This is a genomic window from Pseudomonas asplenii (genome assembly GCF_001293465.1).
GTDB lineage: Bacteria > Pseudomonadota > Gammaproteobacteria > Pseudomonadales > Pseudomonadaceae > Aquipseudomonas > Aquipseudomonas fuscovaginae_B.
The window spans coordinates 72,705-85,036 of the sequence record NZ_JSYZ01000006.1; the positions used below are offsets into that span (position 1 = coordinate 72,705).

Here is a 12,332-nt window from a genome sequence, read left to right on the forward strand (position 1 = left end):
TACCAACAACAATTAGGGGCCACCCCATATGCAAACCTGGCAACAGCTCTACAGCCCGCTCGGCAGCCTCGGCCTGTCCGCTCTCGCGGCCGTCATTCCCATCGTGTTCTTCTTCCTCGCCCTGGCGGTGTTCCGCCTCAAGGGGCACGTGGCGGGCAGCATCACCCTGGCGCTGGCGATCCTGGTGGCGATCTTCGCCTTCAAGATGCCGGTGGACATGGCACTGGCCGCTGCCGGCTATGGATTCGCCTACGGCCTCTGGCCAATTGCCTGGATCATCGTCGCCGCGGTGTTCCTCTACAAACTGACGGTCAAGAGCGGTCAGTTCGAAATCATCCGCAGCTCGGTGCTGTCGATCACCGACGACCAGCGCCTGCAAGTCCTGCTGATCGGCTTCTGCTTCGGCGCCTTCCTCGAAGGTGCGGCCGGCTTCGGCGCGCCCGTGGCGATCACCGCCGCGCTGCTGGTGGGCCTGGGTTTCAACCCGCTGTACGCCGCCGGCCTGTGCCTGATCGCCAACACCGCGCCAGTGGCCTTCGGCGCCCTGGGCATCCCGATCATCGTCGCCGGCCAGGTCACCGGCATCGATGCGTTCAAGATCGGCGCCATGACCGGCCGCCAACTGCCGCTGCTGTCGCTGTTCGTGCCGTTCTGGCTGGTGTTCATGATGGACGGCCTGCGCGGCGTGCGGGAAACCTGGCCGGCCGCGCTGGTCGCCGGCCTGAGCTTCGCCATCACCCAGTACTTCACCTCGAACTTCATCGGCCCGGAACTGCCGGACATCACCTCGGCCCTGGCCAGCCTGATCAGCCTGACCCTGTTCCTGAAAGTCTGGCAGCCACGCCGCACCGCCGGCGCACAGATCGCCGGTGCCACCGCGGGCGCCGCCGTCACGGCCAGCGCCGGCGGCTTCGGCCAGCCACGCCGCACCCTGGCCTCGCCCTACAGCCTGGGCCAGATCTTCAAGGCCTGGTCGCCGTTCCTGATCCTCACCGTGCTGGTGACGATCTGGACCCTGAAGTCGTTCAAGGCGATGTTCGCCACCGGCGGCGCGATGTACAGCAGCGTCTTCAGCTTCGCCGTACCGCACCTGGACCAGCTGGTGATCAAGACCGCACCGATCGTCGCCAACCCGACGCCGATTCCGGCGGTGTTCAAGCTCGACCCGATCTCCGCCACCGGCACGGCGATTTTCTTCTCCGCCCTGGTGTCGATGCTGGTGCTCAAGATCGACTTCAAAACTGGTCTGACCACTTTCAAGGAGACCTTCTACGAGCTGCGCTGGCCGATCCTGTCCATCGGCATGGTGCTGGCCTTCGCCTTCGTCACCAACTACTCGGGCATGTCCTCGACCCTGGCCCTGGTACTGGCGGCGACCGGCGCAGCGTTCCCGTTCTTCTCGCCGTTCCTCGGCTGGCTGGGCGTGTTCCTGACCGGGTCGGACACCTCGTCGAACGCGCTGTTCAGTTCGCTGCAGGCCACCACCGCACACCAGATCGGCGTCAACGACACTCTGCTGGTCGCGGCCAACACCAGCGGTGGCGTCACCGGCAAGATGATCTCGCCGCAGTCGATCGCCGTGGCCTGCGCCGCCACCGGCCTGGTGGGCAAGGAATCCGACCTGTTCCGCTTCACGCTCAAGCACAGTCTGTTCTTCGCCACCCTCGTCGGCCTGATCACCCTGGCCCAGGCCTACGTGTTCACCGGCATGCTGGTGCACTAACGTGATAGGTGCCGGGGCCCGTCGACGGTCCCGGCAGCCGTTACCCGTCAACCCACGCTGCGAGTTCCCATGATCATTTCCGCCTCTACCGACTATCGCGCAGCCGCCCAACGCAAGCTGCCACCGTTCCTGTTCCACTACGCCGACGGCGGCGCCTACGCCGAGCACACCCTGCGCCACAACGTCGAGGACCTGGCCGGCATCGCCCTGCGCCAGCGCGTGCTGAAGAACATGTCCGAACTGAGCCTGGAAACCCGGCTGTTCAACGAAACCCTGAGTATGCCGGTGGCCCTGGCCCCGGTCGGCCTGACCGGCATGTACGCCCGCCGTGGCGAAGTGCAGGCCGCCCGCGCGGCCACCGCCCACGGCATCACTTTCACGATGTCGACGGTCTCGGTGTGCCCCATCGAGGAAGTCGCCCCGGCCATCGACCGGCCGATGTGGTTCCAGCTCTACGTGCTGAAAGACCGCGGCTTCATGCGCAACGCCCTGGAACGGGCCAAGGCCGCCGGCGTGACCACCCTGGTGTTCACCGTCGACATGCCGGTCCCCGGCGCCCGCTACCGCGACGCCCACTCCGGCATGAGCGGCCCGAACGCGCCGCTGCGCCGCGTCTGGCAGGCCATGACCCACCCGCGCTGGGCCCTCGATGTCGGCCTGCTGGGCAAGCCCCATGACCTGGGCAACATCTCGCGCTATCGCGGCAACCCGACCGGCCTGGCCGACTACATCGGCTGGCTCGGCGCCAACTTCGACCCGTCGATCTCCTGGAAGGACCTGGAGTGGATCCGCGAATTCTGGGACGGCCCGATGGTCATCAAGGGCATCCTCGACCCGCAGGATGCCAGGGACGCGGTGAAATTCGGCGCCGACGGCATCGTCGTCTCCAACCATGGCGGGCGCCAGCTCGACGGCGTGCTGTCCAGTGCCCGCGCGCTGCCGGCCATTGCCGATGCGGTGAAGGGCGAGCTGAAGATCCTCGCCGACTCCGGCATCCGCAGCGGCCTGGACGTGGTGCGCATGATCGCCCTCGGCGCCGACACCGTGCTGATCGGCCGCGCCTTCCTCTACGCCCTCGCCACCGCCGGCGAAGCGGGCGTGAAAAACCTGCTGGAGCTGTTCGAGAAGGAAATGCGCGTTGCCATGGTGCTTACCGGTGCCAAGTCGATCAGCGAGATCACCCGTGATTCGCTGGTCCGTGAACTGGGCGCCTGAACCGTCGCGCCCGCACGAATTACCGCCTGATTGAACGGGGCCGGCCAGGGCACGCCAGATGCCAACGGCCTCGTTAGGAGTTTGCATGAGCCTGCCCACCCCGTTCCTCCGCTCGGTAGAACAGCTGATTCCCCGCGAGCGCCGCTTCGACGACGCGCTCTCGACCCTGGCCTTCGGCACCGATGCCAGCTTCTACCGGCTGATTCCGCAACTGGTGATCCGCGTCGAATCCGAAGACGAAGTGGTCGCCCTGCTCAAGCTGGCCGCCCGCGACCAGGTGCCGGTGACCTTCCGCGCCGCCGGCACCAGCCTGTCCGGCCAGGCCATCAGCGACTCGGTGCTGATCGTCCTCGGTGACAACTGGAACGGCCGCGAGATTCGCCAAGAGGGCCGGCAGATCCGCCTGCAACCCGGGGTGATCGGCGCCCAGGCCAACGCCTGGCTGGCACCGTTCGGGCGCAAGATCGGCCCGGACCCGGCCTCGATCAATGCCTGCAAGATCGGCGGCATCGTCGCCAACAACGCCAGCGGCATGTGCTGCGGCACCGCGCAGAACACCTACCACACCCTGGCCGGCCTGCGCCTGGTGCTGGCCGACGGCAGCCGCCTGGACACCGAGGACCCGGCCAGCGTCGCGGCCTTCCGCCAGAGCCACGGTGCCTTGCTCGACCAATTGGCGACCCTGGCCCGCGAAACCCGCGCCAACAGCGAACTGGCCACGAAGATCCGCCACAAGTACCGGCTGAAGAACACCACCGGCCTGTCCCTCAACGCCCTGGTGGATTTCGACGAGCCGCTGGACATCCTCAGCCACCTGCTGGTCGGCTCCGAAGGCACCCTCGGCTTCATCAGCGCGGTGACCTACGACACCGTGGTCGACCACCCGCACAAGGCCTCGGCGCTGATCGTCTTCCCCGACGTGGAAACCTGCTGCACCGCCGTCACCGTGCTCAAGCGCCAGCCGGTGTCCGCCGTCGAACTGCTCGACCGCCGCAGCCTGCGCTCGGTGCAGGACAAGCCCGGCATGCCGGCGTTCGTGCGCGAGCTGTCGAACAACGCCTGCGCCCTGCTGATCGAATCCCGCGCCGCCAGCTCGTCGCTGCTGCACGAACAACTGGCGCAGATCATGGCCTCGCTGGCGAGCTTCCCGGTAGAGAAACAGGTCGACTTCAGCGAAGACCCGGCGGAAAACGCCAGGCTCTGGGCGATCCGCAAGGACACCTTCCCGGCGGTCGGCGCCGTACGCCAGACCGGCACCACGGTGATCATCGAGGACGTGACCTTCCCGGTCGAACAACTGGCCATCGGCGTCAACCGCCTGATCGAGCTGTTCGACAAGCACCACTACGACGAGGCGATCCTGTTCGGCCACGCACTGGAAGGCAACCTGCACTTCGTCTTCACCCAGGGCTTCAACAGCGCCGCGGAAGTCGCCCGCTACCAGGCGTTCATGGACGACGTGGCGCAACTGGTGGCCGTGGAGTTCGGCGGTTCGCTCAAGGCCGAGCACGGCACCGGGCGCAACATGGCGCCCTTCGTCGAACAGGAATGGGGCAGCGACGCCTACCAACTGATGTGGGCGATCAAGCGCCTGCTCGATCCCCAGGGCATCCTCAACCCGGACGTGGTGCTCAGCGACGACCCGCAGATCCACCTGAAAAATCTCAAGCCGCTGCCGGCCGCCGACGAGATCGTCGACAAGTGCATCGAGTGCGGCTTCTGCGAACCGGTGTGCCCATCCAAGGGCCTGACCCTCAGCCCGCGCCAGCGCATCGTCATCTGGCGCGATATCCAGGCGAAAAAGCGCGCCGGCATCGACACCACCGAACTGGAAGCCGCCTACCACTACCAGGGCATCGACACCTGCGCCGCCACCGGCCTGTGCGCCCAACGCTGCCCGGTGGGCATCAACACCGGCGAGCTGGTGAAGAAGCTGCGCGGCCGCGAAGCCACCCAGGTGAAGCGCGCCGACTGGCTGGCGACGAACTTCGCCACCACGCTGCAAGGCGCGCGCTTCACCCTGCACGTCGCCAACGGCGCCCGCATGCTGCTCGGCGCCCCGCGCCTGGCACGGCTGTCGGCCGGGCTGACCCGCCTGTCCAAGGGTCGCGTGCCCCTGTGGACCAACGCCATGCCGCAACCCGAGCGCGCGGTGCGCTTCAGCCCGGCGGTCAACGATGAACGCCCACGGGTGGTCTACCTGGCCGCCTGTGTCTCACGGGTGATGGGCCCGGCGGCGGGCGACAAGGAACAGGTCTCGCTGCTCGACAAGACCCGCTCGCTGCTGGAAAAGGCCGGCTACCAGGTGGTGTTCCCGGACAACACCGACCAGTTGTGCTGCGGCCAGCCGTTCGCCTCCAAGGGCTACGTCGAACAGGCCGAACACAAGCGCCAGGAACTGATCGGCGCCCTGCTGCACGCCAGCCGCGGCGGCCTCGACCCGATCTACTGCGACACCAGCCCGTGTACCCTGCGCCTGGTCCAGGACCTGGGCGACAGCCGCCTCGACCTCTACGACCCGGTGCGCTTCATTCGCACGCACCTTGTGGATAAGTTGACCTTCACCCCGCAGGACGCGCCGATTGCCGTCCACGTGACCTGCAGCACCCAGCACCTGGGGGAAAGCCAGGCGCTGATCGACCTGGCGCGGCGCTGCAGCCACAACGTGGTGATCCCCGAAGGCATCCACTGCTGCGGATTCGCCGGCGACAAGGGCTTCACCACCCCGGAACTCAACGCCCACTCGCTGCGCACCCTCAAGGATGCGGTGCAGTACTGCGAAGAAGGCATTTCCACCAGCCGCACCTGCGAAATCGGCCTGAGCCAGCACGGCGGCATCGACTACCACGGCCTGGTCTACCTGGTCGATCGCGTCACCCGGCCCCTGAAAACCCTCCCCCCACTGACCACCACCATCGACTAAACGCGACCATACAACTGTAGGAGCGTGGCTTGCCCGCGAATGCGCCCTCGAAACCGCTAAAAAGCTGCGCGGCGGTTAGGGCCCCGACAAGCCACGCTCCTGCAGGCCCCACCGCGCTCAACAAAAACAGAACCTTGAACACCCCGCGCAGTCTACCGAGCAAGCCGCCACCAATCGGGGCCTCCCTGCCACTTCGGCAACCTCGCAGCCTGAACCCCAGGTTCAAGGAGATCCACATGAAACGTTCCGTACTGCCCGGCCTGTTCGTAGTCACCGCACTCCTTGCCGCCCCGGCCTTCGCCGATGGCGAGAAAGACCTGTGCACCACCAACCTGCAAACCATCAACAACGCCAAGACCACCATCCTCGCCGCCGACCTGCAGGGCGAAATCGCCAACAGCGTGCAGCAGGCCCAGGCCGCCCAGGCGAAAAACACCGCCGAAGGCACCAAGGACTGCATCGCCATCACCCAGCGCGCGATCCAGCAGATCCAGAACAGCCAGAAAGGCGGCTAGTCAAAACCGCACGCCACGCTTTGGGATGGCCTTTCGAGCCACAGTGGCGTACACTGATCCTGCCTACTGAGAAGTAAGCCGGTTCGGGGCCGTTTTGGATTCGACGCTGGTTGCGAAACTCTAGGTGCATGCCGAGTTGGTAACAGAACTCGTTAATCCACTGTTGCAACTTCTATAGTTGCCAACGACGACCAATACGGTGCTGCTCTCGCTGCTTAATTGCAGCTGACATGCACTTCTGGTGCCTTCGGGCCCAGCAATCATCAGGGGATGTCTGTAAACCCGAAATGATTGTCATACAGAACAGAATCGCCGCGTAGTACGTTGTGGACGAAGTGGCTAAAACTTACACAACTCGCCCAAAGCACCCTGCCCGTCGGGTCGCTGAGGGTTAACTCAATAGACACGGCTAAGCATGTAGGACCGACAGCGGAGTACTGGCGGACGGGGGTTCAAATCCCCCCGGCTCCACCAAACAAAGCAAACAAAGCCCGCCTTGTGCGGGCTTTGTCGTTTCTGGCGTTTGCCTCTCGCCCATACCCCGCTCCCCTGTAGGAGCCGGGCTTGCCCGCGAATACGCCAGCCGCCGCAACCTGATCTTCCTGCTGCGCCGACCTTCATCTTTCAAAAAAAGGGGCCGAACCGGGCAATTACTTGACTACCGTCCAGCCCTTGCCATCCTGACCAGCCCCGGTCATACAGCTCACCACCTGCTTACGCTTCATCTCCAGCAACACCTCTGGCTTGATGCTCTGACCATAGAGCTGCGCCAGTTTCTTGCTGCTCGCCAGGGACTCCTCATAGTGTTTTTGCGCCTGCACTTCACAGCCGTCGATATCGGCCTTGAAGCTGCCGACCTGCACGGCAGGAGCAATTCCCGGCTTCTCGAAACGGGTACTCTCATAAAGCTGCTGCGAATAATCGATGTTCGCAGAGCCGGTGGCGGTCGAGGTGGCGCAGCCGGCCAGGCTTGTGGTCAAAACAACGGCCAGACAGCTCAGCGAAAAATGGCGTGGCATGATTTCTCCTTTGAAAATTTTCCATTGGCACAAAACGGTGATAACCGAATCCACAGGTCGGCTATGGAGATGCTTTCTTGAGCTGGGCCTTGATACGTATCAGGAAGCATCCCGCTGAATGACCTGTTCGGTCACTTCATCTCGATTGCGCTTGCTTGCCATTCCTGGCCTCAGTCCGTGTTTTCGAAAACCGCGCCAACTGCGCCAACCTAACTGGCGCAGTTCCAAAAACTGCGCCAAAACTGCGCCACTTTCCTCACCCCGCTCACCTGTGGGAGCTGGTGATGCAGCGATCCAGCTTGCTCGTAAAGAGGCCGTTGCATTTCGTCGGTAGTTATTGGCAACTACCGACGAAATGCAACATCATGAGGCATGGAAACTTCCCATCAGCATATTCTGGATCTCGCCACCCGGCGCGGCCTGATACGCCCACGTGATCTCGCCGAGTATGGGCTGCCCCGTGTCGCCCTCACGCGGCTGGTTCGTCAGGGGCTACTGACCCGCGTAGGCCGCGGCCTGTACGCCCGGCCTGATCGCACCGTGTCCGAACATGGAACGCTGGCCGAAGTCGCGCGCAAACATCCGCAGGCCATCATCTGCCTGCTGTCAGCGCTGCGCGTGCACGATCTCACCACGCAGTCGCCATTCGAAGTCTGGCTCGCCATTCCCAACAAGGCCCGTGCGCCGAAGATGGATTATCCGCCGCTGCGAATCGTGCGCTTCTCCGGCGCCGCATTGACCGATGGTATCGAAGACCATCAGGTCGATGGCGTGAGCATGCGCGTGACCAACGTCGCCCGGACCGTGGCCGACTGCTTCAAGTTTCGCAACAAGATCGGCCTTGATGTAGCCCTGGAAGCGCTGCAGGAGGCTTGGCGATCCAAGCGGGCCGGCATGGATGAACTCTGGCGTTATGCAACCCTGTGTCGCGTGGCCAACGTGATGCGACCCTACATGGAGAGTCTGTCATGACGGAACGAAACATCGCGGCCTCGGTGCGAGCCCGCCTGCTCAACCGAGCACGCGCGACCAAGCAGGATTTCAACCTGGTCCTCACACGCTATGCCATTGAGCGTCTGCTGTACCGGATCAGTATCTCGAAACACGCGAATCAGTTCCTGCTCAAAGGCGCGCTGCTGTTTGACCTGTGGTTCGACATCCCGCACCGCCCGACGAGAGATGCTGACTTCCTGGGTTTTGGCTCGGCGCAATTACCGCACATCGAAGACCTCTTCAAGGAACTCTGCACAATCGAAACCAACGATGGCGTGATCTTTGAGCCCGACACCGTGCACGCTGCCGAGCTCCGCAAAGAGGCGAACTATGCCGGTGTGCGCGTCATGCTGCGTGGTGTGATCGATGGCGCGCGCTGCCTGATTCAGGTCGACATCGGGTTTGGCGATGCCGTGACACCTGGGCCGGAGGAAGTCGAGTACCCGGTCATGCTCTCAGAGTTCGCGGCACCCAAATTGCGCGTCTATCCCCGCTACACGGTCGTCGCCGAAAAATTCGAGGCGCTGTCGACGCTCGGTATCGCCAACAGTCGCATGAAGGATTATTTCGACTTGTGGATTCTGGCGCGGCACACGGAATTTGACGGAGACATCCTCCGCCAAGCGGTTCAGGCAACATTCGAACGTCGCAAGACCGCACTGAGTGGGCACGCCCCCTTGGGGCTCACCCATGCGTTTGCGCAAGATCCACAGAAACAAACGCAGTGGCAGGCATTCCTGAGAAAGAATCGACTGGAAGCTCTGGCGTTGAACGATGTCATTGCAGAGCTGACCACCTTCATGTTGCCGGTCATTGAGGCGGCCAGTGCCAACGCCATGTTCCCGACTGGTTGGCAGGCTGGCGGTCCGTGGTTACCAATGAGGGCTGGTTAACGTTTAGCGCGAAAATAAATGCGCCCCGTTTTCCGTACGTCCCCGTTTTCCGCCTGGCGCTTCCTAGGGAACAGGTCGTGACAGCCTCTGGTTTTCGAAAACCGCGCCAACTGCGCCAACCTAACTGGCGCAGTTTCAAAAACTGCGCCAAAATCGCGCCATCCCCCCTCTCAAACCGCGCCAACACAGCCATGCCATCCAGCACCGAACTACTGAGCAGCATTCAAGCATCCACCCATGGATTGACCTTGGCCGAGCTACTTGCGCAGCACGACGGCATTGCCAGGCGCAGCGCCCAGCGCCTGATCGCGAAGCTCATCGAGAGCGGCCAAATCACTGCACAAGGTGAAGGTAGGGCCCGCCGCTATTTCAGCGCCAGCGCCGCGGCAGCCAGTACGGAGCCACTGAACGCGCCAAGCGATGTTTTCCCAAGCGCGATTCCTCTCTCCGCCGACAGCCAGGAGGTGCTTGCTTACATCAACCTGCCCCCGCAAGCACGCAAGCCCGTGGGCTACCAGCGTGAATTTCTCGACGACTACCAACCCAATACGACCTGGTACTTGTCCGAGCCGCTGCGCCGCCAATTGCACAAGATGGGCAAAACCACCGAACTCAACGAGCCGGCCGGCACCTACAGCCGCGCCATTCTGAATCGGCTGCTGATCGACTTGTCATGGGCCTCGAGCCACCTGGAGGGCAACACCTACTCACGCCTCGATACCCGTGAACTCATCGAGCATGGCAAAACCGCGCAGGGCAAAGCGGCCATCGAAACCCAGATGATCCTCAACCACAAGACGGCCATCGAACTGCTGGTCGCCAATATCGACAGTGCCGAGTTCAATCGCTACACCGTGATGAACCTGCACAGCGCCCTGGCGGAAAACCTGCTGCCCAACCCTTCGGACGAGGGACGGGTTCGACAACATGCCGTCGACATCGGCCAAAGCGTCTACCGCCCGCTGTCTCCCCCCCAGCAACTCGAAGACACCCTGGACATACTGCTGGGCAAGGCCAACCAGATTCGCGACCCGTTCGAACAATCCTTTTTCATCATGGTGCACCTGCCCTACCTGCAGCCCTTCGCCGACATCAACAAACGCACCTCCCGCCTGGCCGCGAACCTGCCGCTGTTCCGCGCCAACCTGTGCCCACTGACCTTTCTGGATGTGCCAGAGCAGGCCTACAGCCGGGCCACACTTGGCGTGTATGAGATGACCCGAGTGGAATTGCTGCGGGACCTGTATGTCTGGGCCTATGAGCGCTCGACGCAGGAATACCTGGCTATCAAGCAGGATTTGGTCGAGCCGGATCCTTTGCGATTGGCGTGGCGTGATCTCATCAAGCAGGCTATCCGTGAGGTCATTCAACAGCCCGAACTTGATCCGCTCAGCGTGATCCAGGAAGTTGTGAGCGATAGCGTTCCAGAACCCGAACAAGCCGACGTCAGGGCTTTGCTGATTGAGGAACTGCGGCGGCTGCATGAGGGGATGTTGGCGCGTTATGGCTTGCGGCCGTCTGAGTTCGCCGCTTGGAAAGCGGCGCATGGGCATTGAGGGGTACTAACGTCGCCCCTCTTCACGCCATGTCACAGCTACGACTGTAGGAGCAGGGCTTGCCCGCGAAGAGCCCGGCTGCTGAAACTCCTATCTTCTGCTGCATCTACCGCAGCCCTCTAAATAGATCCGTCCCCGTTTCCCGCGTCCCCGTTTCCCGTCACCCGTACCGGACCCGGCACACCTACGCCTCGATGATGCTTTCTGCCGGCGACCACCCGATGTAGGTGGCAAAGCAGATGGGACACAGCGACTGGACAATGATTGCGAGAGTCTATGGTAGGTGGATACCTCTTACTGGCGATGACTCCGGTAGGCGGGCAGGGACGCTATTCGGGCTGACGTAGCTCGGAAAACCACCGCAACCAATAGCGCTTAGCCACCATCAATGGTAATTTGAGGCAAACCTCATAAAAGGATTTTGGGAATGCTTCAGAGTGGCTATATTAATTTCTTCAGTGTAAATAAATGTGGGCTGTATCGTCATTTCGGAGAAACTCCGGCTGCTTTGGACCTAGCAGAAACTTTTGCGAAGCTAAAATCTTGGAAAGAAGATCGAAACTTCGAAGCTACCAACCCCTGGGATTCTTCCAAGAAAAGAAATAAAACTCACTGTTACTGTCACGCCATTCACCACGACGAGAGCAATGGCGATTTTTTCTTGGTTTTATGGAAAGGCGACTCCGATCGTCACGGCCCTCTGTATGGAATCACGGTAAACCCTGATGGGTCTATCGAGCAAGTCGTTGAGCAAACAAAGACCAAAGGAAACAAACAAATGATCTGGGGGCGACCATGCTACTACTGGGTAATACCAGAACTTGACATGGTTGCCTCCATAAAATTTGACAATTCAAGAACTGACTCTGCAATGTTCCAGGATTGGGTGAGCGGCTGTATAAACTTTCGAGTACCGCTACCTGAATATGTCACGTCCACAACAGAAAAAGGTTTTACGCTGTTTGAAATTAAGGACGACAAGTTTAAATACTACTTTCAGTTTGACGTATCAATGAAATCCCTTTCCACCTCCTCTGCAGAGATGCAAGAGCTGGCGCGGAAGGTAACACAGATAGTTAGACGCGAAACCGTCTCGATTAAAGAGGTAAACAAGAGGAAAGGGTTCGCAAGAATATTCAAAAATTTTGAAGTACCCTACATCTCCGCCGAAGACAACTCCGTTCGCCAAGTAGAGTTACGTGTAGAGGCCAAACCTACTGTTCAAGAGATCGAATATATCATAGAGACTTATGCAGCCGATCATGATGTAAAGTCATGGGAAGATGTAGGCTTCGTACTTGACAAGTCAAACACCATTGTATGGGCCAGCAAGTATAGATTAACGGAACACATCTCTCTAGATGACAAAAATCAGCCAATTTTCAAGGCCGATGAAATTTATGCTAAAATAAAAGAGGATCGAGAAAGGTATCTATCCCCAATCAAAAAAGACATGTTGAGAAAACAGGTCCTCGCGAATGGCTAGATTATGCAT

General features: G+C 61.3%; 9 protein-coding genes, 1 other RNA gene and 1 pseudogene. 10 read left to right on the forward strand and 1 reads right to left on the reverse strand.

The genetic code is table 11. The annotated features are described in order from the left end of the window. Positions 1-28 precede the first annotated feature (28 nt). From PF66_RS09045 to ssrA, 5 genes are all read left to right on the forward strand, one after another. The gene (locus tag PF66_RS09045) at positions 29-1,723 is read left to right on the forward strand and encodes a lactate permease LctP family transporter (protein WP_054062496.1); all 1,695 of its coding nucleotides are present in this window, start codon (positions 29-31) and stop codon (positions 1,721-1,723) included. A 69-nt stretch (positions 1,724-1,792) separates the two neighbouring features. Continuing rightward, positions 1,793-2,938, forward strand: a complete 1,146-nt coding sequence (gene lldD / locus PF66_RS09050; protein ID WP_054062497.1) for an FMN-dependent L-lactate dehydrogenase LldD — start codon at positions 1,793-1,795, stop codon at positions 2,936-2,938. Between the two features lie 85 nt (positions 2,939-3,023). After that, the gene (locus tag PF66_RS09055; protein ID WP_054062498.1) at positions 3,024-5,861 is read left to right on the forward strand and encodes an FAD-binding and (Fe-S)-binding domain-containing protein; all 2,838 of its coding nucleotides are present in this window, start codon (positions 3,024-3,026) and stop codon (positions 5,859-5,861) included. A gap of 236 nt (positions 5,862-6,097) precedes the next feature. Further along, on the forward strand, positions 6,098-6,376 hold the full coding sequence (locus PF66_RS09060) for a hypothetical protein (RefSeq protein WP_054057150.1): 279 nt from the start codon (positions 6,098-6,100) through the stop codon (positions 6,374-6,376). An 85-nt stretch (positions 6,377-6,461) separates the two neighbouring features. Next, positions 6,462-6,850: a transfer-messenger RNA gene (ssrA, locus tag PF66_RS31885) on the forward strand. A gap of 176 nt (positions 6,851-7,026) precedes the next feature. Here ssrA and PF66_RS09065 read toward each other — a convergent pair. Next, positions 7,027-7,395: a hypothetical protein gene (locus PF66_RS09065; RefSeq protein ID WP_054057151.1), complete on the reverse strand. Its 369-nt coding sequence runs from the start codon at positions 7,393-7,395 to the stop codon at positions 7,027-7,029. A gap of 372 nt (positions 7,396-7,767) precedes the next feature. On the opposite strand from PF66_RS09065, the gene PF66_RS09070 reads away from it, so the two are divergent. The 5 genes and pseudogenes from PF66_RS09070 (at position 7,768) to PF66_RS09085 (ending at position 12,323) form a co-directional block, all read left to right on the forward strand. Further along, positions 7,768-8,367, forward strand: coding sequence for a type IV toxin-antitoxin system AbiEi family antitoxin domain-containing protein (locus PF66_RS09070; RefSeq protein WP_054062499.1), 600 nt, complete (start codon positions 7,768-7,770; stop codon positions 8,365-8,367). After that, positions 8,364-9,281, forward strand: coding sequence for a nucleotidyl transferase AbiEii/AbiGii toxin family protein (locus tag PF66_RS09075; protein WP_054062500.1), 918 nt, complete (start codon positions 8,364-8,366; stop codon positions 9,279-9,281). Before PF66_RS09070 ends, PF66_RS09075 begins: the two co-directional genes overlap by 4 nt. A 77-nt stretch (positions 9,282-9,358) precedes the next feature. Next, positions 9,359-10,837, forward strand: coding sequence for a Fic family protein (locus PF66_RS09080; RefSeq protein WP_241494307.1), 1,479 nt, complete (start codon positions 9,359-9,361; stop codon positions 10,835-10,837). Between the two features lie 158 nt (positions 10,838-10,995). Then, positions 10,996-11,184, forward strand: a pseudogene (locus tag PF66_RS33390) (site-specific integrase); the annotation flags it as partial. A gap of 80 nt (positions 11,185-11,264) precedes the next feature. Beyond that, positions 11,265-12,323, forward strand: coding sequence for a hypothetical protein (locus PF66_RS09085; RefSeq protein ID WP_152972992.1), 1,059 nt, complete (start codon positions 11,265-11,267; stop codon positions 12,321-12,323). Positions 12,324-12,332: the final 9 nt, after the last annotated feature.

What these genes read in the sequence shown, in the direction of transcription:
- PF66_RS09045 (WP_054062496.1), top strand. Translation starts at nt 29, where the DNA reads ATGCAAACCTGGCAACAGCTCTACAGCCCGCTCGGCAGCCTCGGCCTG.
- lldD (WP_054062497.1), top strand. Translation starts at nt 1,793, where the DNA reads ATGATCATTTCCGCCTCTACCGACTATCGCGCAGCCGCCCAACGCAAG.
- PF66_RS09055 (WP_054062498.1), top strand. Translation starts at nt 3,024, where the DNA reads ATGAGCCTGCCCACCCCGTTCCTCCGCTCGGTAGAACAGCTGATTCCC.
- PF66_RS09060 (WP_054057150.1), top strand. Translation starts at nt 6,098, where the DNA reads ATGAAACGTTCCGTACTGCCCGGCCTGTTCGTAGTCACCGCACTCCTT.
- PF66_RS09075 (WP_054062500.1), top strand. Translation starts at nt 8,364, where the DNA reads ATGACGGAACGAAACATCGCGGCCTCGGTGCGAGCCCGCCTGCTCAAC.
- PF66_RS09085 (WP_152972992.1), top strand. Translation starts at nt 11,265, where the DNA reads ATGCTTCAGAGTGGCTATATTAATTTCTTCAGTGTAAATAAATGTGGG.
- PF66_RS09065 (WP_054057151.1), bottom strand. Translation starts at nt 7,395, where the DNA reads ATGCCACGCCATTTTTCGCTGAGCTGTCTGGCCGTTGTTTTGACCACA.
- PF66_RS09070 (WP_054062499.1), top strand. Translation starts at nt 7,768, where the DNA reads ATGGAAACTTCCCATCAGCATATTCTGGATCTCGCCACCCGGCGCGGC.